Origin of the sequence: Bradyrhizobium sp. 172 (assembly GCF_023101065.1) — a bacterium.
Taxonomy (GTDB): domain Bacteria; phylum Pseudomonadota; class Alphaproteobacteria; order Rhizobiales; family Xanthobacteraceae; genus Bradyrhizobium; species Bradyrhizobium canariense_D.
The window spans coordinates 3,467,676-3,491,436 of record NZ_CP064701.1 but is presented as its reverse complement, the minus strand read 5'-3'; the positions used below and the strand labels follow the sequence as shown (position 1 = coordinate 3,491,436).

The window sequence follows — 23,761 nt, the reverse complement described above, 5'->3', positions numbered from 1 at the left end:
GTGTCGGCTACTGTGCATGGGGTTGTTTTCGCGTTTTTTTACGCGGGCGTGTGCCAGCGGCCTCACGCCGCGTGCGACACCACGCGATTGCGGCCGTCGTGCTTGGCGCGGTACAGGGCGGTATCGGCGCGCTTGAGCACGTCGCCAACCGCCTCGCCCTTCTGCTCCAGCGTGGTCAGGCCGATCGAGATCGTGACCTCGATGCGCTTGGTGCCCTTGTGGATCGCAAAGGGCTCGCCGGCGATCGAGCGGCGCAGGCGCTCGGCGACCATGCCCGCGACGTGGAGATCGGTCTCCGGCATCACGATGACGAATTCCTCGCCGCCGTAGCGACAGGCAAGGTCGATGCCGCGGATCGACTTGCGCACCCGCACGGCGAATTCGCGCAGCACGTCGTCGCCGGCGTCGTGGCCGTAATTGTCGTTGATCGACTTGAAGTAGTCGATGTCCAGAATCATCAGCGCCAGCGGCTTGCCGCGCGTTGCGGCCTGCTCGGCCAGCGTCGCGAGATGGCTCTCCATGTAGCGCCGATTGTGCAGCCCCGTGAGCGCGTCGGTGATCGCCATCTCGATCGAATTCTGCACGTTGTCGCGCAAATGGTCGGTGTAGCGGCGACGGCGGATCTGGGTGCGGGCACGCGCCAGCAGCTCGATCTTGTCGATGGGACGCAGCAGATAGTCGTTGACGCCGATCTCGAGCCCGCGCAGCAGCCGCGTCGCGTTCTCGGGGTCGGCGATCGCCAGGATCGGCACATGCCGCGTGCGCTCCAGCGAGCGCGCCTGGCTGCACAGCCGCAGGCCGTCGAAATTGTTGAGGTCGAGCGAGACGATCAGCAGATCGTAATTGCCCTCGGCGGCGTGGAACAGCGCCTCCGTCGGGTTCGGCTCGACGTCGATGGTGTGCTCGGCGGCAAGGATCGTCGCCAGCCGCTCATAGGAGGACTGGCGGTCGTCGACCAGCAGGATACGGCCGCCCTTGCCGGTGTCGGAGATCGCACTGCGCTCGGGCGCCTGCATGCCGATCTCGAGCGAGGTGATGGCGCGCATGCGCAGCTCGTCCGTCATCATCTTCAGCCGGGTCAGCGAGCGCACGCGCGCGATCAGCACGACATCGGAGACGGGTTTTGTCAGGAAATCGTCGGCGCCGGCTTCCAGCCCGCGGTTGCGGTCGGACGGGCTGTCGAGCGCGGTGACCATCACGACGGGAATGTGATGCGTGGCCGGATCGGTCTTGAGCCGGCGGCAGACCTCGAAACCGTCCATGTCCGGCATCATGACGTCGAGCAGGATGATGTCGCATTCGGCGCGGGCGCAGATCGCCAGCGCCTCGGTGCCGTTCGCGGCGGTCATCACGTCGAAATATTCGGCGGACAGGCGGGCTTCGAGCAGCTTGACGTTGGCAGGGACGTCATCGACGACGAGAATACGCGCGGACACTGTGAACTCACTTCCTATCCGATGAAACGTCGGACCGTCTCAATGAATTTGCCGACCGAGATCGGCTTGGACAAATAGGCCTCGCAGCCGCCCTCGCGGATGCGCTCTTCGTCGCCCTTCATCGCGAACGCCGTGACGGCGACGACGGGAATGCTGCGCAGCTCCGGATCGTCCTTGATCCAGCGCGTCACCTCCAGGCCCGAGACCTGCGGCAATTGGATATCCATCAGCACGAGGTCGGGCCGCATCTTGCGAACGAGGTCGAGCGCCTCGTAGCCGTTGCTGGTGCCGGTGGTCTGGTAGCCGTGCGCCTCCAACAGGTCGCGGAAGAGCTTCATGTTGAGCTCGTTGTCTTCCACGATCAGGACGGTCTTAGCCATCCCGCCCTCCTGATTGGTCCGCAGACCGATGCATGTGACGCCTCAGGCGCCGGTCGCCGGCGCTTCGAAAACTGGATTCAAACTAGCCTCGAATTCGCTTGAGTTTCGTTAAACCCGAGGGCCGACTTTCTGCGATGTGGTTTCCAGTTGCTTGTCGGGGGTCGCAAGACTTGGGTAAGAGACTGGGCAAGAGACTTGGAAACGAGACTCGGGCATGGTGGCCCCAAAGTAGACACCGAAAGTTAACGGAAAGGCAAACCGGCCACGTGAAAAAGCCTGTTCACAACCCGCGCGAAGTCGCTGAAATCGTTGCGCTTCAGGCGCTGTCTTTCGTCGCGGGCGAACCCGAGCGGCTGGGCCTGTTCCTGGCCGAGACAGGGGTCGGCCCGGAGATGCTGCGCAATGCCGCCTCGGACCCCAATTTCCTGCTGAGCGTGCTCGATTTCGTGATGCGCGACGACGCCACCGTGAAGGCTTTTGCCAGCACGGCGGAACTGCATCCGACCAACGTTGCCGCAGCGCGGCAGGTTCTCGGCGACGCGCTCGGCGACCCCAATTGGGAGCGCGACGTGCCGTGACCTCCTTGGAGACGGCCGGGCCCCGCTGCTTCTGCCGGGATTGTTCGGCCGATCTGGATATGGGCGTGCGGCGCTGTTCCGCCTGCGGTTCCCCCGCCTCGCCCGCCACCGCGCGCTCGCAAGCCTGACCATCGCCCATATCGACTGCGACGCCTTCTACGCGACCGTCGAGAAGCGCGACAATCCCGACATCGCCGACAAGCCCGTGATCATCGGCGGGGGCAAGCGCGGCGTGGTGTCGGCCGCCTGCTACATCGCCCGCACCTACGGCGTGCGGTCGGCCATGCCGATGTACAAGGCGTTGGAAGCCTGCCCGCATGCAGCCGTGATCCCGCCGAACATGGCGAAATATGTCCGGGTCGGGCGCGAGGTGCGCCAGGCCATGCAAGCGCTGACGCCGCTGGTCGAGCCGCTTTCGATCGACGAGGCGTTCCTCGATCTCTCCGGCACCGAGCGGGTGCACGGCATGATCCCGGCCAAGGTGCTGGCGCGGTTCGCACGCAACATCGAGCGCGACATCGGCATCAGCGTCTCGGTCGGCCTCTCCTGCAACAAGTTCCTGGCGAAGATCGCCTCCGACCTGGACAAGCCGCGCGGGTTTGCTGCGCTCGACCAGGACGAAGCGCGCCTGATGCTGGCGGAGAAGCCGGTCGGTTTCATTTTCGGCGTTGGACCCGCGACGCAGGAGCGTCTGGTGCAACGCGGCTTCCGCATCATCGCGGACCTGCAGAAGGCCGACGAGATCGAGGTGATGCGGCAGTTTCCGAGTGACGGCCGCAGGCTGTGGCGACTCGCGCGCGGCATCGACGACCGCCGCGTCGAGCCCGATCGGGGCGCCAAGACGATTTCGAGCGAGACGACGTTCGAGACCGACATCCGGGACTTCGCGACGCTGGAGAAGATTTTGTGGCGGCTGTGCGAAAAGACGTCGTCTCGCCTTAAGAGCAGCGAGCTCGCCGGCCTGACCGTCACGTTGAAGCTGAAGACCGCCGATTTCCGCCAGCGCACCCGCTCGCAGTCGATCACGGCCCCGACGCAGCTTGCCGCGAAGATCTTCTCGATCTGCCGCGAGATGCTGGCGAAAGAGATCGACGGCACCGCCTTCCGCCTGATGGGCGCCGGCGTCAGCGCCCTGCGCGAGGGTTCAGTCGCCGACGACACCGACATGCTCGACCGCCGCGCCGCCCATGCCGAGCGCGCGGTGGACAGCTTGCGCAAGAAATTCGGCAGCGCCGCAGTGATCCGCGGCATCGCGTATGAGGGGCCGGAAAAGGCGCAGGAGTGATGACAGGCGAACGCGACCTCCACGCACTGCTGAGACACATGAAGCCGGAGATGCGGCCGGGCATCTTCGTGTTCTGCACGATCCCGACGAACGAGCCAGTTCCCGCAGCGCTCAGTCCACTGCTGACGTTTTGCGAGCAGGAAGGAACGACGCTGGTGCTCCTGCGCGAAGAGGCCGAAGCGGCAGGACTACGCCACGCATTTGCATCGTGCCTGATCACCCTGACGGTTCACTCCGCACTCGATGCGGTCGGCTTCCTGGCGGCGATCACGGCACGTCTCGCCGCAGCCGGCATCAGCGTGAACGCCGTGTCGGCGTTTCACCACGATCATTTGTTTGTGCCGGCAGACAGGGCCGACGACGCGATGGTTCTTCTGCGAGAGATGTCCAACGCAACACACTTGTAGCGAAAGATCTCAATCCGCGACAGCCACCGCTTCGATCTCGATCATCCATTCCGGCGCGGCGAGCGCCGAGACGCCGACCAGCGTGCTCGCCGGCGGCTCCATACCTTCGAAGAAGGCCGAGCGGGCCTTGCCGATGATCGGGCGCAGCTCCGGCTTGTAGTTCACGACGAAGGTCGTGATCTTCACGATGTTGGCGTAGCTCGCGCCGGCCGCCTTCAGCGCATGCCCGAGATTCTGCATCACCTGCGTGGTCTGCGCCGCGAGATCGCCCTCGCCGACAATCCGCCCCTCCTCGTCCACCGACACCTGGCCGGAGATGTAGATCGTCCGCGCCCCCGTGGCGGTGACGACATGCGAATAGGCGGGATTGTGATGCAGGCCGCTGGGACGGAGATGATCGAGCTTGGGCATGACGAGCCTCCCGGATGTTTGTGGTTGGGAGGAGCGTAGCCAGAGACCGCGTTGCAGGCCAGCCCTCAATTGCAGGGCTTGCTGTCCTTCGCGTCGAACTTGCCCATCGCGCCCGAAATCACAAAATCGTTGTAATCGAGCACAAGCTGGCGCGAGACGCCGTTCTCGTAGAGCTCGAACGCCATCGCATAGACCGGCGTCTGCTCGCCTTCCTTCTGCTGGGCCTCACGATCGAAATAGCTGACGGTGACGGGCCAGCGCTTGAGGGACTTCATGTGCTCGTCGGACGTCGAGGGATCGGGCGAGCCTTCGCGTTCGGCGGGGATCGGCTGGCCGATCACGGTCAGCGTGTTGTAGACCTTTTGGCCATCGTCGGAGCCGTCATAGACGGAGAGTTCGAGCAGCGACTTGCCGTCCTTGGCGGCGGCAATGATGCGCTGGATCTGTTCGGTCGGGAATACGATCTTGCCGTCGAGCGTAAAGCTCTTCGGGGCCGGCAGCTTCAGCTTGACGTTGATGTGGTCGCCGTCGCGCTCAGCCGAGCCGTCGACCCGGCCGGCATCCGCCTCGTTCATCCGCGTCTCGATCTTGAAGCGGTAGCTTTTGCCGCCGGCGTCCTCCCAGGAATTGGAGCGGAGGTCGCTGAGCGTGACCTTGCCCTCGCCGCTGTCGAGCTCGGAAACCTGGCGGAATTCGGAGGTGTAGCCCTCGCACGAACTTCCGGTGAAATTGTAGAGGATGCGGCCGCGCGCGCTGTTGATCGAATTCGAGCGCGATTTCACCAGGCTCAGATCATAGAGCGCCTGATGCGCGAGAAACGGACCGTTCGCGGCCAACGCCCCGCCTCCGGGGCCGAGAGCGGCCGCCGCGAGCGCCGTCACACCGAGCGAAGTCCGGAAAAGGTGCAGCATGTCTGGTTCCTGAGGAAAGCGCAGATTCGACATTTTAATGACCGTTCCATTGCGTCGCAACTGAGGCCGTTTCACGTAAAGTTGCGGCCTTTGCGTTGAACCTCCTGCCCTGCCTCAACAAAATGCCACCCCCGACGGTTGCTTGCATGTGGCGGCACGATGGGCGAAACAGGGCCCGCCCGGCCTGCAAGGGATGCGCCGGGGCGGATGGATTTTTGGACAACGAGGTCGGACATGGCGGGCACGGTCGAGCAGAAGCTGGCGGAACAGGGCATCAAGCTGCACGAGGCCCCCACCCCCGTGGCAAACTACGTGCCGTTCGTGCGCACCGGTAATCTGCTGTTCGTCTCCGGCCAGGTTTGCTTCGATCCCGCCGGCAAGCTGATCGCCAAGGGCAAGCTCGGCGCCGGCGTGACCATCGAAGACGGCGCCGCGGCCGCCCGCGGCTGCGCCGTCAATCTGCTGGCCCAGGTCAAGGCGGCGCTGGGCGACCTCGACAAGGTCGTGCGCGTGGTGCGCCTCGGCGGCTTCATCAACTCGGCGCCGGACTTCCTGGACGGGCCGAAGGTCCTCAACGGCGCCTCCGACCTGATGGTCGCCGCCTTCGGTGACAAGGGCCGTCATGCCCGCACCACTGTCGGCGTCGCCTCCCTGCCCGCGGATGCGGCGGTCGAGGTCGAAGGCGTGTTTGAGGTCGCCTGAGGCGAATGCGCGCTCCTGATTGGCTGACAGCCCGCCCGGTCGCCCATCGCGGCCTGCACGACATTTCCCGCGGCATCGTCGAGAACATGCCGGGCGCGGTGCAGGCTGCAATTGCGGGCAATTTCTCCATCGAGGTCGACATCCAGCTCTCCGCCGACGGCGAGGCCATGGTGCATCACGACCATGCGCTCGGCCGCCTGACCGAGGCCACCGGCCCGCTGGTCGAGAAAACCGCCACTGAACTGAAGGCGCTCACGTTCAAGGACACGGCCGAGCGGATGATGTCGCTCAGCGACCTCTGCGCCCTTGTTGGCGGCCGCGTGCCGCTGGTGATCGAGGTTAAGAGCCGTTTTGACCGCGACCGCAAGCTGGTGAAGCGGATGGCCGAAGTGCTCGCGTCCTATGATGGCCCCGCGGTCGGCATGTCGTTCGACCCGGACCAGGTGCTGGCGCTGCGCGAGCTGCTGCCATCCCGCCCCCGCGGCATCGTCGCGCAACGGAGCTATCAGGACGACTACTGGGCTCATCTGACGCAGCAGCAGCGCGACAGCATGCTGTACCTGCGCCATGGTTTTCAGACCCAGCCGCAGTTCGTCGCCTTTAGGGTCGACGACCTGCCCGCCCCCGCCCTCTGGATCGCCCGCAATGTGTTCGGCTGCGCTCTACTGGGCTGGACCGTGCGTACGACCGAGCAGCGGACGCGGGTCGCGCAATATGCGGATCAGATGATCTTCGAGGGCTTCGTACCCTAGGCTTGATGTTTCCCACTCTTGAAGTCGCTGCTGCAATGCACGATCTTGGGCACGATGGCACCATCCGAAATCACCCTTGAGGCCGTACCTTCCATTGGCGAAGTATCGCCGGACGACTGGGACGCCTGCGCCAATCCCGGCGGCAAGTCTTGTAATGGGCATGGCAAGGGAACCTCATCCGGACTTCCAGGGGATTCCCTCGGCCTCTCAAAGCCCGGCTATAACCCCTTCGTCTCCCACGCGTTTTTATCGGCTGTTGAGAAATCGGGTTCGGCCACGATCCGCACCGGCTGGGGACCGCGGCATCTCGTGGCCAAGGTCGACGGTCGCGTCGCCGGCGTCGTGCCCTGCTATCTGAAATCGCACTCGCAAGGCGAATATGTCTTCGACCGCGGCTGGGCCGATGCCTATGAGCGCGCCGGCGGGCGGTACTATCCGAAGCTGCAGGTTTCGGTTCCGTTCACGCCGGCGACGGGACCGCGGCTGCTGGTCCGCGACGGCGTTGACCGCGAGCACATCATGGAAGCGCTGGCGAGCGGGTTGGTGGCGCTGTGCGGTGTCAGCAAGGCTTCCTCGGTGCACGTCACTTTCGCCCGCGAGGCGGAGTGGAAGCTGCTCGCCGAGCACGGCTTCCTCCAGCGCACCGACCAGCAGTTCCATTGGCACAACGAAGGCTTTGCGAGTTTCGACGATTTCCTGGCGACGCTGAACTCCCGCCACCGCAAATCGATCAAGCGCGAACGGCGCGATGCGCTGGCTGCCGGGGTCACCATCCACTGCCTCACGGGCAAGGAGATCACCGAGGATGCCTGGGATGCGTTTTTCATGTTCTACATGGAGACCGGCTCGCGCAAATGGGGCCGCCCTTATCTGACGCGGGAATTCTTCTCGCTGATCGGCGAAACCATGAGCCAGGACGTGCTGCTGGTCATGGCATGCCGCAACGATCGCTGGATCGCGGGCGCGATCAACTTCATCGGCTCGGACACGCTGTTCGGCCGCAACTGGGGTGCGGTCGAGCATCATCCCTTCCTGCATTTCGAGGTCTGCTATTACCAGGCGATCGACTTCGCCATCAAACGCGGTTTGGCGAATGTCGAAGCCGGCGCGCAGGGCGAGCACAAGATCGCACGCGGCTACCTGCCGCGGACCACCCACTCCGCTCACTTCATCGCTGATCCGGGCTTGCGCCGCGCCATCGACGATTACCTCAAGCGCGAGCGCGCCTATGTTGCGGAAGCCGGACGGGAGCTGGCCGAGCTCGGCCCGTTCCGCAAAGGCGCCGACGAGGCGCCTTGACGGTTCGTTGCGGCTGGTGACAGTAAGCGCAAAATTCCAGGGAGCCGCCGCCATGACCGCCTACGACCCCGACAACATCTTCGCGAAGATCCTCCGCGGTGAATTCCCCTGCCACAAGGTTTACGAGGATGAGCACGTGCTCGCCTTTCTCGACATCATGCCGCGGGTACCGGGCCACACGCTGGTGATTCCAAAAGCTCCTGCCCGCAACATCCTCGACATCAAGCCGGACGACTACGCCCACGTCGCCCGCGGCGCACACAAAATCGCTGCCGCAGCGATGACGGCGTTCAAGGCCGACGGCATCACCGTGCAGCAGTTCAACGAGGCGGCCGGCGGACAGGTGGTGTTTCATCTCCACATGCACGTGATGCCGCGCCACGACGGCGTGGCGATGCTTCCGCCCGCCAGCCGCAAGGAAGACGTCAAGGTGCTGGAAGAGAACGCGACCAAGCTGATCGCGGCGTTGAAGGCGGGCTGACGCTCTCCACTCGTCATTGCGAGCGCAGCGAAGCAATCCAGACTGCCTCCGCGGCTACAGTCTGGATTGCTTCGTCGCAAGAGCTCCTCGAAATGACGGAGGAGACACTTCACTCCGTCTGAAAATCTCCCGGCTGCGGGGCGGCCAGCGGCGTGAACTCGCAACGATCTGGTTTGATGTCGATCAGCGGCGTGTTGTCGAGGCAATCGAGCCCGCGCACCAGAATCGCGTTGCCTTCGATGCCGACCAGCTTCACGATCGACGTGCCGATCGGATTAGGGCGCACCGGCGAGCGCAGCGAAAACGTGCCGCGGGTCTTCTCGTTGTTCTTAGGGCTTTGCAGGACGATGTCGCGGCGCGACTTGTCGAGCCAGTAAAGCACTTCGAGATTGCTGTAGAAATCGACGCCCTTGATCGCCGGCACGAACGGCTCGAAGATCTCGAGCCGACATATCGGGCCGTCTGTCCGGCCCTGCCGCGGGGTCTCCATCCGCGAGCTCCAGGGCGTGCGGATGCGGCCGATGAAGACGAGTCCGGCATCTTGCGTCGGCGGCAGCTCGATGGAGACTTCACCCTCGCGGAGCTGGTTTTCGCGAACCATATGTCCAATTCCCTGCTGTTCGCCGGCGGTTTTAGCCCAACCACCACTTGCCGGCCAGCATGAAGACTTCGCCCGCGACCACGCCCGCGAAGATCGAGCGGCGGGCCAGCAGGAAGACGACGAGGCCGGCGCCGACCGCACCGTAGCGCAGGGCGTCCGGCACGCTCGCAAGCGCCCCGGGGGGCTCGACCACGATCTGGGCGATGACGCCGGCCAGGGTCGCCGTGGCGACCGCCCGTACCCAGACCAGAAGCTCGGAGCCCTCGTCGATGCCGCCGCCGAACCACAGGCCCAGCATGCGCCATATCTGGTTGGGAACAACGCCGGCGACGAACAGCACCGCCAGCGCGTGCCAGTCGCCGATGAGCTGCGCAAAGCTCATGCGCGCACCTCCCGCCACCAATGCGCGCCATAGGCAATCGTGCCCGCCACGAGCCCGCTGACGAGGATGTCGAGGCCGGAATTGATCTTCGCGGCCAGTGGATACAGCAATATGCCCAGCGCGAGGGCGACGACATCGGCGAGCTCGCGGCTGTTGCGTGCGGTCGAGAACAGGAAGGACAGCGGCGTCAGCAAAAGGATCGCCGCGCCAAGCGTCTGAGTCAGATTGGCGGCAAGGAAATAGCCGACCGCATTGGCGGTGAGACACACCGAGACAAGACCGAAGCCAAGTCCGTTGACGAAGGCGATCCGGCGTTCACGCGGTACCTGCGGCAGGAAGCGATGGCATTCGACCCACAGTGTCACCGCGGTGAGATGCGCCGCGAAAAACAGCTCGCGCCGTTTCGTCGTCGGCGTGCGCATCAACGGCAGCACCGAGACCACCATCGGAAACAGCCGGATCGCACTGACGGTGACCGCGATCGCGGACTGGACGATCGTCGCGCCGGAGCCAAGCGTGGTGATCAGGATGATCTGCGCCGGACCTGCCCAGACGAACAGCGTCGAGCAGAGCGCCCAGAGCAGGCTGAAATGTGTGTCGTGGGCGAGCGCGCCGATGCCGAGATAGGTCACGAACAGCACGAGCGTGAGGATGGTCTGCGTGATCGAGCTCAGCCCCCACGCAAAGGCGCGCCAGGGACTTTGCCATTGAGGTGAATTGAGCGGAGGAAGCGCCACGGGGAGTCTTGGCCGGATGAGGAATCGTGCCCGCATAACGGGCAATGCGGCGCCTCGCGTCAAGAAAGCGCACGGCGGGGCTGGCATGCACGCTGGGACAGATGCCCTACCCGCTCACACCGCGATTCTTCAGCACGAAGCACGCCCCGCCGGCCTTGCGGATGCGACCGCAGAGTTCATCCGCCTCGCTCCGCGTATCGGCGCCGATGCGCACCTGGTAGAAGGCGCGCGTGCCGCGGCTGCGCATCACCGAGCTGAGCAGGCTCGGATCACGTTCGCCGATCACGGCGCTCAGCCGCGTGACCGCGCGGGAGTACATCGCCAGCGCGCGGTTGCGGTCAAAGCCCGCGGCGAGCTGCACGCCCCAGACCTTTGCAGCCGCAAGCTCCACATGCTGCTCGAGCTCGGCGACGAAGGCATTCGGCGCGCGCTTCAAAAGCGCCATCAGATCGCGGCAGCTCGTCGGCGGCACGCTGGGCGGCCCCTTGCCGGTCGCGCCTGCCTTGGCCCACGCATCGACGCTCGTGCCGGTGATCGCAAGAACGTAATTGCGGGTCTGCTCGGGCATGCCGCCGGTGCCGGCGAGCCATTCCTGCACCCGGCGCGGCCCGGCATTGTAGGCGGCCGCCGCCAGCCCCAGATTGCCGAACTGGTTGCGCAGCTCGTTCAGGAATTCCGCCGACTTCGGCAGCGCCTGCACCGGATTGAAGGGATTGAGCAGCCCGCGCTCGCTCGCGGTGCCCGGCATGAATTGCGCGATCCCCTGCGCCCGCTCGCCGCTGCGCGTCACCGGCCCGACCGCATCGGTCTGGAAGCGGCTTTCCTGCCAGATCACGCGGGCGAAGAACTCCAGCGGAAGATTGGCATCGCGCGCCGCGGCCTCGATGATCAGGCAGATCGACTCCCGCGTGTCGCTCTCCCGCGCACCGGGCTTCTCCGGCTGCACAGCGAGTTCTTCGACGCTTGGGATGGCAACGTCGGTCTTGGCGGGCGAACTGTCCCATGCCGCGGCCTGGGTCGACGAGACAAGCAGCGCGGAGATGATGCACATCGCAATCTGCACCCATCGCGCGCAGGCACGGCGGTAGCGCGCCTCGGCGCGGCATGCGACAGTGTGATCAACAATGTTGTGGCATCGTGCCATGGTTCGACGGGTCGCCAATATTATGCTGCCTGACCTGCTTCTCCCAATGCGTTACCCCGCCAACCGGATCCGCGCGATCCTTGTCCTCGCCGCGCTCATCCTGAGCGTCGCGCCAGCCGCCGCGCAGGTGACGTCTCAAGTCGCGTCTCAAGTCAATTGGCGGATGACCACGGAATACCCTGAGAATAACATCTCCGGGATTGGGCTGGCGACTTTCGCCAGCCGCGTCTCCGACCGTACCCACGGCTTCGTGACCGTGACTAACGCCTTCGACAACCAGCTCAAGATCAACTCGGGCGAGATGCCGCGCGCGGCGCTGGACGGCCGGATCGCGGGCGGCGATGCCTTCGCGGGCGCGCTCTCGGGCCTCGACCCTGTGCTCGGATTGTCCACCCTGCCTTTTCTCGTGCAATCGGTGGATCTCGCCCGGGCCACCAATCTGCGGGCGCGACCGCTCTATGAGAAGGCGCTGGCTGCGCGCGGCCTCAAGCTGCTCTATGTGACGATCTGGCCGGCCACGGGCCTCTGGTCGGAGCAGTCGCTCGACGGTGCTGACGACCTGCCGAAACTGAACCTGCGAACCTACGATGCCAATTCCACCGAGGTCATGCGCGCAGCCGGCGCGAACGCGCAATTCCTGCCGATGGATGCGGCGCTCGCCGGACTGAGGGAACACCGGCTGAATGCCTTCCTCACCTCCGGCGACGGCGGCGCGGGACGCAAATTGTGGGACTTCCTGCCGCATTTCACGGCCATCAACTACGCGATGCCAATCTCGATCGCCTTCGTCCGCAGCGACGCCTTTGCCGAACTGTCCGAACCGATGCAGCGCGAGGTGCTGGCGGCGGCGGCCGAGACTGAGCAGAGCCAGCTGGCGCTATTGAGCCACCGCACCATCGAGAACTATGCGCGCATGCGCGACAATGGCGTCCATATCGCCGAGCCGGCGCCTGCGTCCCTTGTCACGGAGCTGCGGAAGGCAGCAACGGGCGCGATCACCGCCTGGGAAACCCGGGCAGGCGCGGAGGCGACCGCCATCGTCGAATGGGCGAGACAGCAATGAGGGAGCGGTAGCGGCGCTCCGCTGGTCTCGCTGCCTACCGCCTTAGTTTTTGACCGCAACCGGGATTTCGCCCCGGATGGCGCGGTCGAGGGCATCAATCAGCGCCTGGATCTCGATAAACTTGTTGCGCGCTCGCTCGGCCGTGTCGCGCACAAAGGGGGCGGCCAGCACTTTCGCATGCGCGTCCCTGTCCTCGATCATGCGCTCACGGGCCTTCTTCAGGGTTTCAAGTCGCTCGCTCATCCGGCCTCTCCTGAAAAAATCGTCTCGATCCCTCGTCCGGACTCGTTGATCGACGAGCGCGGCGAACGAGCAACCCTCAACAGCCGCGGCAGATGTTCTTCAGCTTCGCCGCGGTTCTGGCCTCTTCCGCCACGAACGGGTCCTTGTAGGCAGCACGGGACCCATCGCCTTCCGCAGCAGCGGGCTTTTTTTCCTTCGGAGGAAACGCAGCATCGTAGCAGGCGAGACGTCCGCTCGTGCTTTCGATCGCCCGGCAGTCCGGTCCTGCCGCGACAGCGCCTTGCGACAGTGTGCCAAGTATCAATGTGCCAAGCATCAATGCGACGAGAAGCGCTCTCCGGCGGATCCAGTCGACCAGACGAAATCGAGTCATGCACGCTCCTGCTCAGTCGGCGGGAGCGCTGGTGACCCTCAGTCACCGGTCGATGCCAATGGAAAGGCGGTGATGGCGCGACTCTACGCTTCCCTCCCGCGAATAGCGAGCTTTAAGGGATACGCGGTATCGGGAAGGCGATTTTCGGCGTGACAATGGTTGCGCGTTTGCCTTGGCCCCCGGCCTCGTTTAGGTCTGGCAATAGGCGGCGGTATCAACACAGGCGCGACAATATGGTGACCATTTATTTCGATCTCGACGGCACGCTGACCGACCCGAAGCCCGGGATCACGCGCTCGATCCAGTACGCCCTGGAGCGGCTCAACGTTGCGGTTCCGAGCGAGGACGAGCTGACCTGGTGCATCGGGCCGCCGCTGCATGCCAGCCTGCAAAAGCTCACGGGCAGCGCGGAACTCGCCGACCGGGCGCTGCTGCTCTATCGCGAGCGCTTCAGCGACGTCGGCCTGTTCGAGAACGAAGCCTATGCCGGTATCGTGGACACGCTGACAACGCTTGCCGCGACAACACCGCGCATGTTCGTGGCGACCAGCAAGCCCGCGGTCTACGCCACCCGTATCGTCGAGCATTTTGGCCTCAAACCGTATTTCGAGCGGGTGTTCGGCTCCGAACTCGACGGCACGCGCGTCGACAAGCGCGACCTGCTGCGCTACGCGCTCGACGAAGCCAGGGTCGATCCCGCCAGCGCGATCATGATCGGCGACCGCAGCCATGACGTGGTCGGCGCCCGCACCAACGGCATGACCGCGATCGGCGTGCTCTATGGCTACGGCAGCGAGACCGAGCTGCGGGACGCCGGCGCGCATCACATCTGCGCCGCGCATCCCGAGCTGCTCGGCCATTGCGTGATCTAACTCTATCAAGCGGCGACGGTCTCCACCGCCGCCAGCATGCCGGTCTTGGCGTGACAGTTCAGGTACTCGAAGAACTGCTCGTCGGCAGCAGCCACGGTGACCTCGTGGTAGAGCCGCAGTTTTGCCGAGGGGCCGAGCGTCGACAGGTACTTCATCGCGGCGCCGAATATCCTGACGTGGGACGGATGCGATTCCGCCCACCGCTCCAGCGCCGCCAGGCTCTTCCACCAGCTTTGACCGTAGGACTTTTCACTCGCGTCCCCGCCGGCTGCAAGCACGCGCATGTAACGGTTGGCGTAACAGCCGATGCCAAGGCCGTCATCGCGCAAGAAATCCATGCCCTCGCGCAACACCGGTTCGACGTCGTCGAGATAGAGCTTTCGTTCAGAGGTCTCGGTATCGCTCCAATCCTGGCCTGATCGGATCAGACAGAGATTGTCGTGCGCCTTCACGCGCAGCCGCGCGCCGTCGCGGATCAGCTCGGGATTGCCGCCCGGCGACATCGGGCCGGTCTGTGACAGCGGGATGCGGTCGCGCATGCCGCCCCAATAGGCGTGCTCCTGCACCTCGCCGCTCATGCCGCCGGAGATTGCGGCGACGCCCTCGGGCCGGCCGAGCGAGGAAAACAGCGTCTCGTGCCGCGCCACCGTGGGGCGCAGCACCTCGATGAACGTGCCGATGCCCTCGGGCTGCGCTCCGGTCCAGGCCTCGCGCGCCGATGCAAACCATTTGTCGAACCGCGCAATGTCGTCCCAATAGGCCACCGAGACGACGTTCTCGTAGCCTGCCTGATCAACATATTGCGCCCGGTCCCAATGCGAAGGACCGCCTTCCGCGGCAAACCGCGCCGCGATTTCGGCGAGAGCGTCCGTTGCAGCAGCTGCCGCCGTGCCGCGATACTGAAGGCCGAAATAGGCCATCACGACCCGGTTCACGGAAGGCTTATAGCGCGCCACGAAGGACGGGTATGGCGGCTGGTAATCGTCCGGCACGCGCTTGTGGCGCGTGCGCGGCGTCTCGAGATGCAGAGGAATTGCGGATTCCATGATCGTGCCTCCCTCGATTGCGGCGATCAGCTCGCCGCCGCGGCAATGTCCGTGGGCTCGACGGTGTCGACCGGCAGCGCAAACTGCTCGACGCGCTGGTATCGCTTCTTGTTGAGCAGGAGCCGGGTCACGTCGGGGCGCGAATAGTGCCCGGCTGGATCAGCGGCGTTCTTGGCGACGCCGATGGCGCCAAGATCGATCTCGGCGATCAAGAGGCCCTCCTGGTCCGGCGCGAGCTTATCGCCGATCTGGCTGCCATCGGGGCCGTAGATCGCAGCGAAGCCGCCGCCGGCATGCAGCAGCGCGTGCTTGTCCGGCCGATCACAGAGCTCGTCGATCATGGCTTGCGAGACCGTCGCGCAAGGCGCGAGCACGAAACAGGAGCCCTCGACCGCATAGACGCGCGAGGCGGCGTTGTTCACCTCGGCGCCGAGCGCCGGCGCGAAAGGATCGTAGAGCGAAAAGCTCGGCCAGGCCGCGACATGGACCTGCTCATTCTGGGCATACATGGCGTATTTCGACAGCGGCTGGAGATGCTCCCAGCAGCACAGGGCGCCGATGCGGCCGATGTCGGACCGCGCGTGCACGGCGAGATCGCTGCCGTCGCCCTCGCCATAGACCGTGCGCTCGGCATGGGTCGGCCGCAACTTGCGGCGCTTTGCGATGGTCTCGCCATCGGGCCCGATCAGCCATTGCGCCAGATAGAGACTGCCGCCGTCGCGCTCGGACAGACCGAGCACGGCAGTGAGCTTGGCCTTGCGCACGGCGTCGCGCAGCCGCTCGGCCTGCAGACTGTCATAGGACAGCGAATTGTCGAAATAGCGTTGCACGAAGCCACGACCGATCGCCCAGGCCGGCGAATCCATCCAGATGTGCCAGGGGTAGCCGGGGATGAAGGCTTCCGGAAAAGCGATCAGCTTGGCGCCCTTCTCGGCGGCGTCCCTGATCAGGGCGATTGACTTGTCGATCGAGGCGTCGAGATCGAGCCAGGCGGGCGCCGCCTGCACCACCGCGACCTTGTATTTCGGATGTTCGATGCCCATTCCCGCCTCCCTTGCCGGTTGATCGGAAGCCAGGTCCGATGCAGTCTATTTGACCAAGCCGGGCGGCGGGCGCTCGACCGCGGCGGAACAAAAACTCGACCGGACGGGATTCACCGACCCGGTACGGGATTTGCCTTCGTCAGTCGGGACCAGCGCCGACACGCGATTTTGCGGGATGTGAAAGGGAGGCTCTGCAGATGCCAATCCAGTTCACCACGGACGACAGCCCAGGCCACCGCCGGCTTGCGCTCTGGCAGGAAATCGTTTGCGACGTCTTCGTCGGGCTCGACTGCAGGTCCGATCTTGGCAGCGCCTTTCGCGGCACGGTCACCCGGGCGCCACTGGGCAAGGCGGAATGCTCCGAGGTCTGCTCCGACCGTCAACACGTGTTGCGCACGCCGTCGCGCATCGCGCGCTCGGATCAGGACTTCATCCTGATCGCGCTCGGCAATCGCGGCGCCGGCGGCGTGGTGCAGGACGGCCGCGAGGCCGTGGTCAGTCCGGGAGAGTTTGCGCTCTATGACACCACCCGTCCCTACGAGCTGAAATTCGACGGCATCTTCACGCAGACCATCTTCAAGGTGCCGCGCGAGATGCTGCAGCGCCGGCTCGGCGCGACCGAAACTCTTACTGCCACCTCTTTCGGGCCGGACTCGCCACTGCAGAGGATCGCCTACGATTTCATCTACCGGCTCTGCCAGAGCGCGGATCAGATCGATCTGCACCACGCCGCCGCTCTGTCGGAACAGGCCGTCGATGTCCTGGCGATGGCGCTGGGCGAGCGGCTGGGCAAGACGCCGCTGCCGTCCTCGACGCATCGCTCCGCCCTGCTCTACCGATTGAAGGCGCATATCCGGGCTCATCTTGCCGATCCCGACCTCTCGCTGTCCGAGACCGCAGCGGCGCTCGGCATCTCGTCCCGCTATGTCAACGATCTCCTGGCTGACGAGGACACCTCGTTCCAGCGCTACGTCCTCGGTGAGCGCCTCGCTCAATGCAGGCGCGACCTCGCCTCCCCCGTGCTCGCTCACCGCCACATCAGCGAGATCGCCTTCGCCTGGGGCTTCAACGACCTCTCGCATTTCGGCCGCGTCTTCCGCGAGCATTTCGGGATGTCACCGCGCGACTTCCGGCAGAGCCAGTCGCGGCATTGACGTCCGGGCAGCCAATGGCCCGAGCCTTCGCTTCAGGCGAAGGCCGTGCTCGTGAATTCCAGATTGTCAGGTGCTGCAGCCGGGATCAGGCTCTGCACATGAGAACCAACGCCACGATAAGCGGATCGGAAGTCTTGCTCGGCGTGATCGCGATCCGGCTCGCGGTGCTTGTTGCGGTGGGCTGGAGCCTGACGCTCCTGCCGCGGCCGGCGCGCGAGAGCGAGGCCACCTGCCTTCAATCACCAGTAACGAGGGGCGCGGCTCCGCTTCCGGCGACGACGGCCAGCCCGCGCGTGACTGACGCGGCATTCGATGACATGCGTCTGCACGACTAGGCCGTTTCCAAGCAAGGCCGGTATGTGAGCGCGAGGTAGGACACGGCGCAGCCTTGCATTACGATCCGGCACAGAGGTCGCGGGGATCAATCAGCGGCCAGCCGAGGAGCAAATCGATGGAATACCGACGCTTGGGCCGCTCGGGCCTCATGGTGCCCGCCTTGAGTCTTGGGACCGGCACCTTCGGCGGCGTGGGCCGCCTCGCTGCGTGGGGCACCACCGACGCGACCGAAGCCCGGCGCCTTCTGGATATCTGCCTCGATGCCGGCGTGTCGATGTTCGACACCGCGAACGTCTATTCGCTCGGCGAGTCCGAGCGCGTTCTCGGCGAAGCCATCAAGGGCCGCCGCGACAAGGTTTTGGTTTCGACCAAGGCGACGTTCCGCTTCGGCGACGGCCCCAACGACATCGGGTCGTCGCGGCAGCATCTGCTTACAGCCATCGACGCTTCGCTGAGCCGGCTCGGCACCGATTACATCGACCTGTTCCAGCTTCACGGCTTCGACGCCTTCACCCCGCCTGAAGAGGTGCTCGCGACTCTCGATGTGCTCGTGCGCGCCGGCAAGATCCGCTACGTGGGCGTGTCGAACTTTTCGGGCTGGCACCTGATGAAATCGCTTGGCGTTGCCGACAAGCATGGCTTCCCGCGTTACGTCGCCAACCAGACCTATTATTCACTGATCGGGCGCGACTACGAATGGGAGCTGATGCCGCTCGGCCTCGACCAGGGCCTCGGCGCGGTGGTCTGGTCGCCGCTCGGATGGGGACGCCTCACCGGAAAGATCCGCCGCGGCCAGCCAAAGCCTGACGTAAGCCGCTTGCCCAAGACGGCCGAGTTCGGCCCGCCCGTGCCGGACGAGCACGTCTATCGCGTCGTCGATGCGATCGACGAGGTCGCCAGGGAAACGGGCAAGAGCGTCTCGCAGATCGCGCTGAACTGGCTGCTGCAGCGTCCGACCGTCTCGACGCTGATCATCGGCGCGCGCAACGAGACGCAGCTGCGCGAAAATCTCGGCGCGGTCGGCTGGTCATTGACCAAGGACCAGATCGCCAAGCTCGATGCGGCGAGCAAGGTGACGCTGCCCTATCCTTACTGGCACCAGCGCACAACTTTCACCGACCGCAATCCGCCGGCGGTGTAGAGACCGGCACGCCGGCGCAGTCCGGCTTGAGCTGCATCAAGCCGGCCCGCGCCGACAGTGGCATCGTGCGCTCACGCGAGGCAGCCGATGCGCCGATTTGCCATGAAGGCCCTGTTCACCGCTCTCAATCTCAACCGCGCCGAGCGGAGCGGATCGATTGGGAGCGCACCATCCTGATCGTCTCGACCGCGGTGACGGTTGGGCTCGGCGCGCTCTATGTGTTCGGGAAGTCGACCTCCCGCTGGTGAGCCGCGAGGCCATGCCGACCCATGCCCGCGCTGCCGGGAGACCCGCTCCCGGCGCAGGAACCGCCCGTATCCTGCCGGGTTGCGATGCATCTCGCAATTTCCTAATCCGGAGACGAACCACGGCTCGAATCAAGCACGCCGCCATCATGTTGCCAGCCTCCATGGAGCACGCCGACGGCCTGCCGCAGCCGCAGCGTGGCCAGGCGGTCCTGACCATTGCGCTCGGCATTATCATGGCAGTGGTCGACAGCGCCATCGCCAACGTCGCGCTGCCGACGATCGCGGCCGACCTCGACGCCAGCCCGGCGTTCTCGATCTGGATCGTCAACGGCTACCAGCTCGCGATCACGATCTCGCTGCTGCCGCTGGCTTCGCTCGGCGAGATCGTCGGCTATCGCCGCGTCTATCTGGTCGGCCTGGTGCTGTTCACATTTGCCTCCGCACTCTGCGCGCTGGCGCACACGCTGCCGCTCCTCACGATTGCACGCATCGTGCAGGGGTTCGGCGCGGCCGGCATCATGAGCGTCAACGCAGCGCTGGTGCGTTTCACTTACCCACGCAGCCAGCTCGGCCGCGGCATCGGGCTCAACGCTCTCGTCGTCGCCTTCTCAGCCGCGGTCGGCCCGACGCTCGCCGCCGGTATCCTGGCGTTCGGCAGCTGGCCCTGGCTGTTCGCCATCAACGTTCCGCTCGGCGTGGTGACATTGGTGCTGGGCCTGCGCAGCCTGCCGCACACCAGGCCTGCGAGCCATTCCTTCGACTGGCAGAGCGCGGGGCTGTCCGCGATCACCTTCGGCGTCGGCATCGCGGCCGTCGATAGCGTCGGTCATGGCGAAGCCGCGATCACCTGCCTCGTGCAGTTCGCCATCGCGCTCGTCGCCGGCGCGCTGCTGATCTACCGCGAGACCCACATGGCCTCGCCGCTGCTGCCGATCGACCTGTTGCGCATCCCCGTGTTCGCATTGTCGATTGCGACTTCGATCGCCTCGTTCTGCGGGCAGATGCTGGCCTTCGTCGCGATCCCCTTCTATCTCCAGAGCCGCTTCGGCTATTCGGCGGTGCATATGGGCCTCTTGATCACGCCGTGGCCGATCGCGGTGGCGTTCGCAGCCCCCCTCGCCGGCCGCCTGGTGGAGCATTATCCGGCCGGCCTGCTCGGCGGCATCGGCCTTACGCTGTTCGCCTGCGGCCTCGCTGCGCTCGCCTTGCTGCCGGCTGCGCCCACGCCGCTCGACGTGGTCTGGCGGATGGCGCTGGCCGGCGCCGGCTTCGGCCTGTTCCAGACCCCCAATAACCGCACCATGATCGCGGCCGCCCCGCGCGAGCGTGCCGGCGGCGCCAGCGGCATGCTGGGGACGGCGCGGCTGCTTGGGCAGACCACCGGCGCAGCGCTGGTGGCACTCTTCCTCGGCCGCTATCCGATCGAGGGAACCAGGATCGCGTTGCTGACCGGCGTCGGCTTCGCGCTCTGCGGCGCAGCGCTGAGCATGTTGCGGCTGTCGTCCGCGGGTGCGCGCGGCGCCGAGCATGTTCGCGTGCAGGACGACCAGCGCCTGCGCGGCGAATAGCGCGCGACCATTTGGGAAGGCCGATTTCGGCTGCGTCCGCCGCGCCTCACATCTTCACCATCTCGGTGCGATATTTCGGCAGCAGTGCTGCGATCAGCTTGCCTTTCTCGGCCATCTCTTCCGGGGTCGGCTTCGGCGGTGGCGATGTGCGGCCTTCGACGGGAAAGCCAACCGCCAGGAAGAATTCGTCCTGTCCCGCTGGCGCGCACATGCAGAGCATACGGGCCGTCTTGCCGGACACGTTCTTGAACGCGTGCGGCGCGTTGGCCGGGACGTTGACGGTCGACCCCGCACTTACGGTATGGGACTTACCGCGAAAGGTGAATTCAAGTTCGCCTTCGAGCAGCGTGAACATCTCCTCGAAGTCGTGGCGGTGCGGCGGGGCCCGCCGCCGGCGGGCACCAGCATGTCGACCAGGCAATAGCGTCCTGCGGTCTGCGCGCCTGACACCAGAACCGTGTAGGTGCCGCCGGCCACAGAGATATGCGGCACGTCAGCGCCGTCGGGATCGGCGACCGTCAGGGCGCGGCCGGGATCGTCGGCGGGGATCGAGGAAGCTGACGACGAGTTTGCAGAAGGCGTGTTGGTCATACCGGATCTTCTTGCTTATATTTGGCTGCCAACGAGAAAGGCCGGCTTCTCAGCCGGCCTTTTCAATTCATCGCGCGCAGATCAAGCCTTGACCAGCGGGCTCTTGGTCGGCCCCTTCGAGCCGCCGGGGCCACCGGGCTTGGACTTGCCCGGCGGGCGCTTGCGGGCACCCGGGAGCTTCTCCTGCTTCGGCGTGACCGGACCCTCGACGAACTCGAAGCCGATCTTGTCCTTGGTCTCGTCGGCCTCGTCCTTGACCAGAACGACGCGGACATGGCCGCCACCCTTGAGCTTGCCGAACAGCACCTCGTCGGCCAGCGGCTTCTTGATGTGCTCCTGGATCACGCGAGCCATGGGACGTGCGCCCATCTGCTCGTCGTAACCATGCTTCACCAGCCAGGTCTTGGCGGGATCGGACAGCTCGATGGTGACATCGCGATCGCCGAGTTGCGCTTCGAGCTGAAGCACGAACTTCTCGACCACCGTACCGATCACCTCAACGCTGAGATGGCCGAACGACACGACGGCATCGAGACGGTTGCGGAATTCCGGCGCGAACTGCCGGTTGATCGCCTCGTGGTCGTCGCCTTCCCGCTTCGAGCGCGTGAAGCCGAACGCCTGCTTGGCGAGATCGGACGCGCCCGCGTTCGTGGTCATGATCAGGATCACGTTGCGGAAGTTGACCTGCTTGCCGTTGTGGTCGGTGAGCCGGCCGTGATCCATGATCTGGAGCAGCACGTTGTAGAGATCGGGATGCGCCTTCTCGATCTCGTCGAGCAGCACCACGCAATGCGGATGCTGGTCGACACCGTCGGTGAGCAGGCCGCCCTGATCGAAACCGACATAGCCGGGAGGCGCGCCGATCAGGCGCGACACGGTGTGCCGCTCCATGTATTCGGACATGTCGAAGCGCAACAGCTCGACGCCGAGCGACGCCGCGAGCTGTTTCGCGACCTCGGTCTTGCCGACGCCGGTCGGACCCGAGAACAGATAGCAGCCGATCGGCTTCTCCGGCTCGCGCAGGCCGGCACGCGCCAGCTTGATCGAAGCGGCGAGCGACTCGATCGCCTTGTCCTGACCGAACACCGTGCGCTTCAGGGTCTGCTCAAGATGCTTGAGCACCTCGGCATCGTCCTTCGACACGCTCTTCGGCGGGATCCGCGCCATCGAGGCGATCGTGGTCTCGATCTCCTTGATGCCGATGGTCTTCTTGCGCTTGTTCTCGGCGACCAGCATCTGCGCCGCGCCGGATTCGTCGATCACGTCGATCGCCTTGTCCGGCAGCTTGCGGTCGTGGATGTAGCGCGAAGAGAGCTGCACCGCAGCCTCGATCGCCTCATTGGTGTATTTCAGCCGATGGTAGTCTTCGAAGTACGGCTTGAGGCCCTTGAGGATCGCGATCGCGTCCTCGACCGTCGGCTCGTTGACGTCGATCTTCTGGAAGCGCCGCACCAGCGCGCGGTCCTTCTCGAAGTGCTGGCGGTATTCCTTGTAGGTGGTCGAGCCCATGCAGCGGATGGTGCCGGAAGCCAGCGCGGGCTTGAGCAGATTCGAGGCATCCATCGCACCGCCCGAGGTCGCGCCCGCACCGATCACGGTGTGGATCTCGTCGATGAACAGGATGGCGTTGGGATGCGCCTCGAGCTCTTTCAGCACCTGCTTCAGGCGTTCCTCGAAGTCGCCGCGATAGCGCGTACCGGCGAGCAGCGTGCCCATGTCGAGCGAGAACACGGTCGCAGCCGCCAGCACCTCCGGCACCTCGCTGTCGACGATGCGCTTGGCCAGGCCCTCCGCGATCGCGGTCTTGCCGACGCCGGCCTCGCCCACGAACAGCGGATTGTTCTTCTGCCGGCGACACAGCACCTGGATCGCGCGGTTGATCTCGGAATTGCGTCCGATCACCGGATCGATCTTGCCGTCGCGCGCCTTCTTGTTGAGGTTGACGCAATAGGTCTCGAGCGCCTCGCCCTTCTTCTTGGCGTCCTCGCTGCCCTTGGTCTCGGTCTCCTCGTCGACACCGCGCACCGGCCGCGCCTCGGAGACGCCCGGCCGCTTGGCAATGCCGTGGCTGATATAATTGACGGCGTCGTAGCGCGTCATGTCCTGCTCCTGCAGGAAATACGCGGCATGACTCTCGCGCTCGGCAAAGATCGCGATCAGCACGTTGGCGCCGGTCACCTCTTCGCGACCGGACGACTGCACGTGGATCACCGCGCGCTGGATCACGCGCTGGAAGCCTGCGGTCGGCTTGGCGTCATCGGCGCCGTCCGTCACCAGGTTCTCGAATTCGGTCTCAAGATAATTGACGAGGCTCGTACGGAGCTTGTCGAGGTCGACGCTACAGGCGCGCATGACGGCGGCTGCATCGGAGTCGTCGATCAGGGAGAGCAAAAGATGCTCGAGCGTCGCGTATTGGTGATGACGCTCGTTTGCGATCGCCAGTGCACGATGCAGGGATTGTTCAAGGCTTTGGGAAAAAGTCGGCATTCGCGTCCTCTATGGCCCCCACCATCATGATCGCCATCGCCCGGTCAGGCAACAACAACCTTTGTCACATATAGTTATACAAGATCGCGG

At 65.1% G+C, this 23,761-nt stretch carries 28 protein-coding genes and 1 pseudogene; 14 read left to right on the top strand and 15 right to left on the bottom strand.

What is annotated here, in order from left to right; genetic code table 11:
* Positions 1-62: 62 nt before the first annotated feature.
* Complete coding sequence (locus IVB07_RS16840; RefSeq protein WP_018455158.1) at positions 63-1,436, bottom strand: PleD family two-component system response regulator; 1,374 nt, start codon at positions 1,434-1,436, stop codon at positions 63-65.
* A 14-nt stretch (positions 1,437-1,450) separates the two neighbouring features.
* Positions 1,451-1,816, bottom strand: a complete 366-nt coding sequence (locus tag IVB07_RS16835) for a response regulator (RefSeq protein WP_007603272.1) — start codon at positions 1,814-1,816, stop codon at positions 1,451-1,453.
* Between the two features lie 266 nt (positions 1,817-2,082).
* Between IVB07_RS16835 and IVB07_RS16830 the strand changes: the two genes are divergently transcribed.
* The 3 genes and pseudogenes from IVB07_RS16830 (at position 2,083) to IVB07_RS16820 (ending at position 4,086) form a co-directional block, all read left to right on the top strand.
* A complete protein-coding gene (locus IVB07_RS16830) occupies positions 2,083-2,394 on the top strand; it encodes a DUF3572 domain-containing protein (RefSeq protein WP_027518410.1) in 312 nt (103 codons plus the stop codon).
* A pseudogene (locus IVB07_RS16825) lies at positions 2,391-3,679 on the top strand (DNA polymerase IV). Before IVB07_RS16830 ends, IVB07_RS16825 begins: the two are co-directional and overlap by 4 nt.
* On the top strand, positions 3,679-4,086 hold the full coding sequence (locus IVB07_RS16820; RefSeq protein WP_085351383.1) for an ACT domain-containing protein: 408 nt from the start codon (positions 3,679-3,681) through the stop codon (positions 4,084-4,086). Before IVB07_RS16825 ends, IVB07_RS16820 begins: the two are co-directional and overlap by 1 nt.
* A 9-nt stretch (positions 4,087-4,095) precedes the next feature.
* Here IVB07_RS16820 and IVB07_RS16815 read toward each other — a convergent pair whose 3' ends face one another.
* Complete coding sequence (locus IVB07_RS16815; protein ID WP_007603265.1) at positions 4,096-4,497, bottom strand: RidA family protein; 402 nt, start codon at positions 4,495-4,497, stop codon at positions 4,096-4,098.
* Positions 4,498-4,562: 65 nt separating this feature from the next.
* Positions 4,563-5,408: a cell envelope integrity EipB family protein gene (locus tag IVB07_RS16810; protein ID WP_007611285.1), complete on the bottom strand. Its 846-nt coding sequence runs from the start codon at positions 5,406-5,408 to the stop codon at positions 4,563-4,565.
* Between the two features lie 234 nt (positions 5,409-5,642).
* Between IVB07_RS16810 and IVB07_RS16805 the strand changes: the two genes are divergently transcribed.
* The 4 genes from IVB07_RS16805 to IVB07_RS16790 are packed head-to-tail and all read left to right on the top strand — an operon-like array spanning position 5,643 to position 8,642.
* Complete coding sequence (locus tag IVB07_RS16805) at positions 5,643-6,110, top strand: RidA family protein (RefSeq protein WP_007611287.1); 468 nt, start codon at positions 5,643-5,645, stop codon at positions 6,108-6,110.
* 5 nt (positions 6,111-6,115) lie between these two features.
* The gene (locus IVB07_RS16800) at positions 6,116-6,862 is read left to right on the top strand and encodes a glycerophosphodiester phosphodiesterase (RefSeq protein ID WP_018455163.1); all 747 of its coding nucleotides are present in this window, start codon (positions 6,116-6,118) and stop codon (positions 6,860-6,862) included.
* 54 nt (positions 6,863-6,916) lie between these two features.
* Positions 6,917-8,161, top strand: coding sequence for a GNAT family N-acetyltransferase (locus IVB07_RS16795; protein WP_204511402.1), 1,245 nt, complete (start codon positions 6,917-6,919; stop codon positions 8,159-8,161).
* A gap of 52 nt (positions 8,162-8,213) precedes the next feature.
* Positions 8,214-8,642 (top strand): HIT family protein, encoded by a 429-nt coding sequence (locus IVB07_RS16790; protein WP_018455165.1) that lies wholly within the window; start codon positions 8,214-8,216, stop codon positions 8,640-8,642.
* Positions 8,643-8,751: 109 nt separating this feature from the next.
* Here IVB07_RS16790 and tsaA read toward each other — a convergent pair whose 3' ends face one another.
* The 4 genes from tsaA to IVB07_RS16770 form a co-directional block, all read right to left on the bottom strand.
* Positions 8,752-9,243, bottom strand: a complete 492-nt coding sequence (gene tsaA, locus IVB07_RS16785; protein WP_018455166.1) for a tRNA (N6-threonylcarbamoyladenosine(37)-N6)-methyltransferase TrmO — start codon at positions 9,241-9,243, stop codon at positions 8,752-8,754.
* A gap of 31 nt (positions 9,244-9,274) precedes the next feature.
* The gene (locus IVB07_RS16780) at positions 9,275-9,625 is read right to left on the bottom strand and encodes an AzlD domain-containing protein (protein ID WP_018455167.1); all 351 of its coding nucleotides are present in this window, start codon (positions 9,623-9,625) and stop codon (positions 9,275-9,277) included.
* Complete coding sequence (locus IVB07_RS16775; RefSeq protein ID WP_247767756.1) at positions 9,622-10,362, bottom strand: AzlC family ABC transporter permease; 741 nt, start codon at positions 10,360-10,362, stop codon at positions 9,622-9,624. The genes IVB07_RS16780 and IVB07_RS16775 overlap by 4 nt, the downstream gene beginning before the upstream one ends.
* A gap of 106 nt (positions 10,363-10,468) precedes the next feature.
* Entirely contained in the window at positions 10,469-11,413 is a 945-nt protein-coding gene (locus IVB07_RS16770; protein ID WP_162496378.1) for a lytic transglycosylase domain-containing protein, read from the bottom strand.
* A gap of 115 nt (positions 11,414-11,528) precedes the next feature.
* Here IVB07_RS16770 and IVB07_RS16765 point away from each other — a divergent pair, with 115 nt between their 5' ends.
* A complete protein-coding gene (locus tag IVB07_RS16765) occupies positions 11,529-12,569 on the top strand; it encodes a TRAP transporter substrate-binding protein (protein WP_204513945.1) in 1,041 nt (346 codons plus the stop codon).
* 42 nt (positions 12,570-12,611) lie between these two features.
* Here the strand turns inward: IVB07_RS16765 and IVB07_RS16760 are convergent, their stop codons facing one another.
* On the bottom strand, positions 12,612-12,812 hold the full coding sequence (locus tag IVB07_RS16760) for a hypothetical protein (protein WP_018455171.1): 201 nt from the start codon (positions 12,810-12,812) through the stop codon (positions 12,612-12,614).
* A 76-nt stretch (positions 12,813-12,888) separates the two neighbouring features.
* Positions 12,889-13,185, bottom strand: coding sequence for a hypothetical protein (locus tag IVB07_RS16755; protein WP_085351377.1), 297 nt, complete (start codon positions 13,183-13,185; stop codon positions 12,889-12,891).
* A 233-nt stretch (positions 13,186-13,418) separates the two neighbouring features.
* On the opposite strand from IVB07_RS16755, the gene IVB07_RS16750 reads away from it, so the two are divergent.
* Positions 13,419-14,057 (top strand): HAD family hydrolase, encoded by a 639-nt coding sequence (locus tag IVB07_RS16750; protein ID WP_085351376.1) that lies wholly within the window; start codon positions 13,419-13,421, stop codon positions 14,055-14,057.
* 5 nt (positions 14,058-14,062) lie between these two features.
* Here IVB07_RS16750 and IVB07_RS16745 read toward each other — a convergent pair whose 3' ends face one another.
* Positions 14,063-15,103, bottom strand: a complete 1,041-nt coding sequence (locus tag IVB07_RS16745; RefSeq protein WP_085384438.1) for a phenylacetaldoxime dehydratase family protein — start codon at positions 15,101-15,103, stop codon at positions 14,063-14,065.
* Positions 15,104-15,129: 26 nt separating this feature from the next.
* The gene (locus tag IVB07_RS16740; protein ID WP_018455175.1) at positions 15,130-16,146 is read right to left on the bottom strand and encodes a carbon-nitrogen hydrolase family protein; all 1,017 of its coding nucleotides are present in this window, start codon (positions 16,144-16,146) and stop codon (positions 15,130-15,132) included.
* 197 nt (positions 16,147-16,343) lie between these two features.
* Here IVB07_RS16740 and IVB07_RS16735 point away from each other — a divergent pair, with 197 nt between their 5' ends.
* The 5 genes from IVB07_RS16735 (at position 16,344) to IVB07_RS16715 (ending at position 20,593) form a co-directional block, all read left to right on the top strand.
* Positions 16,344-17,300, top strand: coding sequence for a helix-turn-helix domain-containing protein (locus tag IVB07_RS16735; protein WP_018455176.1), 957 nt, complete (start codon positions 16,344-16,346; stop codon positions 17,298-17,300).
* 98 nt (positions 17,301-17,398) lie between these two features.
* Complete coding sequence (locus IVB07_RS16730) at positions 17,399-17,635, top strand: hypothetical protein (protein WP_085384439.1); 237 nt, start codon at positions 17,399-17,401, stop codon at positions 17,633-17,635.
* Between the two features lie 116 nt (positions 17,636-17,751).
* Entirely contained in the window at positions 17,752-18,777 is a 1,026-nt protein-coding gene (locus tag IVB07_RS16725; RefSeq protein ID WP_085351373.1) for an aldo/keto reductase, read from the top strand.
* A 26-nt stretch (positions 18,778-18,803) separates the two neighbouring features.
* The gene (locus tag IVB07_RS16720; RefSeq protein ID WP_162496372.1) at positions 18,804-19,025 is read left to right on the top strand and encodes a hypothetical protein; all 222 of its coding nucleotides are present in this window, start codon (positions 18,804-18,806) and stop codon (positions 19,023-19,025) included.
* Between the two features lie 146 nt (positions 19,026-19,171).
* Positions 19,172-20,593: an MFS transporter gene (locus IVB07_RS16715; RefSeq protein ID WP_051112982.1), complete on the top strand. Its 1,422-nt coding sequence runs from the start codon at positions 19,172-19,174 to the stop codon at positions 20,591-20,593.
* A gap of 46 nt (positions 20,594-20,639) precedes the next feature.
* On the opposite strand, the gene IVB07_RS16710 is transcribed toward IVB07_RS16715, so the two are convergent.
* From IVB07_RS16710 to clpA, 3 genes are all read right to left on the bottom strand, one after another.
* Entirely contained in the window at positions 20,640-20,948 is a 309-nt protein-coding gene (locus IVB07_RS16710) for a cupin domain-containing protein (protein WP_018455180.1), read from the bottom strand.
* A complete protein-coding gene (locus IVB07_RS16705) occupies positions 20,888-21,184 on the bottom strand; it encodes a hypothetical protein (protein WP_245288412.1) in 297 nt (98 codons plus the stop codon). Before IVB07_RS16705 ends, IVB07_RS16710 begins: the two co-directional genes overlap by 61 nt.
* 81 nt (positions 21,185-21,265) lie before the next feature.
* Positions 21,266-23,671: an ATP-dependent Clp protease ATP-binding subunit ClpA gene (clpA, locus tag IVB07_RS16700; RefSeq protein WP_018455181.1), complete on the bottom strand. Its 2,406-nt coding sequence runs from the start codon at positions 23,669-23,671 to the stop codon at positions 21,266-21,268.
* Positions 23,672-23,761 lie beyond the last annotated feature (90 nt).

What these genes read in the sequence shown, in the direction of transcription:
- IVB07_RS16835 (WP_007603272.1), bottom strand. Translation starts at nt 1,816, where the DNA reads ATGGCTAAGACCGTCCTGATCGTGGAAGACAACGAGCTCAACATGAAG.
- IVB07_RS16820 (WP_085351383.1), top strand. Translation starts at nt 3,679, where the DNA reads ATGACAGGCGAACGCGACCTCCACGCACTGCTGAGACACATGAAGCCG.
- IVB07_RS16815 (WP_007603265.1), bottom strand. Translation starts at nt 4,497, where the DNA reads ATGCCCAAGCTCGATCATCTCCGTCCCAGCGGCCTGCATCACAATCCC.
- IVB07_RS16810 (WP_007611285.1), bottom strand. Translation starts at nt 5,408, where the DNA reads ATGCTGCACCTTTTCCGGACTTCGCTCGGTGTGACGGCGCTCGCGGCG.
- IVB07_RS16805 (WP_007611287.1), top strand. Translation starts at nt 5,643, where the DNA reads ATGGCGGGCACGGTCGAGCAGAAGCTGGCGGAACAGGGCATCAAGCTG.
- IVB07_RS16800 (WP_018455163.1), top strand. Translation starts at nt 6,116, where the DNA reads ATGCGCGCTCCTGATTGGCTGACAGCCCGCCCGGTCGCCCATCGCGGC.
- IVB07_RS16795 (WP_204511402.1), top strand. Translation starts at nt 6,917, where the DNA reads ATGGCACCATCCGAAATCACCCTTGAGGCCGTACCTTCCATTGGCGAA.
- IVB07_RS16790 (WP_018455165.1), top strand. Translation starts at nt 8,214, where the DNA reads ATGACCGCCTACGACCCCGACAACATCTTCGCGAAGATCCTCCGCGGT.
- tsaA (WP_018455166.1), bottom strand. Translation starts at nt 9,243, where the DNA reads ATGGTTCGCGAAAACCAGCTCCGCGAGGGTGAAGTCTCCATCGAGCTG.
- IVB07_RS16780 (WP_018455167.1), bottom strand. Translation starts at nt 9,625, where the DNA reads ATGAGCTTTGCGCAGCTCATCGGCGACTGGCACGCGCTGGCGGTGCTG.
- IVB07_RS16770 (WP_162496378.1), bottom strand. Translation starts at nt 11,413, where the DNA reads ATGTGCATCATCTCCGCGCTGCTTGTCTCGTCGACCCAGGCCGCGGCA.
- IVB07_RS16765 (WP_204513945.1), top strand. Translation starts at nt 11,529, where the DNA reads ATGCTGCCTGACCTGCTTCTCCCAATGCGTTACCCCGCCAACCGGATC.
- IVB07_RS16760 (WP_018455171.1), bottom strand. Translation starts at nt 12,812, where the DNA reads ATGAGCGAGCGACTTGAAACCCTGAAGAAGGCCCGTGAGCGCATGATC.
- IVB07_RS16755 (WP_085351377.1), bottom strand. Translation starts at nt 13,185, where the DNA reads ATGACTCGATTTCGTCTGGTCGACTGGATCCGCCGGAGAGCGCTTCTC.
- IVB07_RS16750 (WP_085351376.1), top strand. Translation starts at nt 13,419, where the DNA reads ATGGTGACCATTTATTTCGATCTCGACGGCACGCTGACCGACCCGAAG.
- IVB07_RS16745 (WP_085384438.1), bottom strand. Translation starts at nt 15,103, where the DNA reads ATGGAATCCGCAATTCCTCTGCATCTCGAGACGCCGCGCACGCGCCAC.
- IVB07_RS16740 (WP_018455175.1), bottom strand. Translation starts at nt 16,146, where the DNA reads ATGGGCATCGAACATCCGAAATACAAGGTCGCGGTGGTGCAGGCGGCG.
- IVB07_RS16735 (WP_018455176.1), top strand. Translation starts at nt 16,344, where the DNA reads ATGCCAATCCAGTTCACCACGGACGACAGCCCAGGCCACCGCCGGCTT.
- IVB07_RS16730 (WP_085384439.1), top strand. Translation starts at nt 17,399, where the DNA reads ATGAGAACCAACGCCACGATAAGCGGATCGGAAGTCTTGCTCGGCGTG.
- IVB07_RS16725 (WP_085351373.1), top strand. Translation starts at nt 17,752, where the DNA reads ATGGAATACCGACGCTTGGGCCGCTCGGGCCTCATGGTGCCCGCCTTG.
- IVB07_RS16715 (WP_051112982.1), top strand. Translation starts at nt 19,172, where the DNA reads ATGTTGCCAGCCTCCATGGAGCACGCCGACGGCCTGCCGCAGCCGCAG.
- IVB07_RS16710 (WP_018455180.1), bottom strand. Translation starts at nt 20,948, where the DNA reads ATGTTCACGCTGCTCGAAGGCGAACTTGAATTCACCTTTCGCGGTAAG.
- IVB07_RS16705 (WP_245288412.1), bottom strand. Translation starts at nt 21,184, where the DNA reads ATGACCAACACGCCTTCTGCAAACTCGTCGTCAGCTTCCTCGATCCCC.
- clpA (WP_018455181.1), bottom strand. Translation starts at nt 23,671, where the DNA reads ATGCCGACTTTTTCCCAAAGCCTTGAACAATCCCTGCATCGTGCACTG.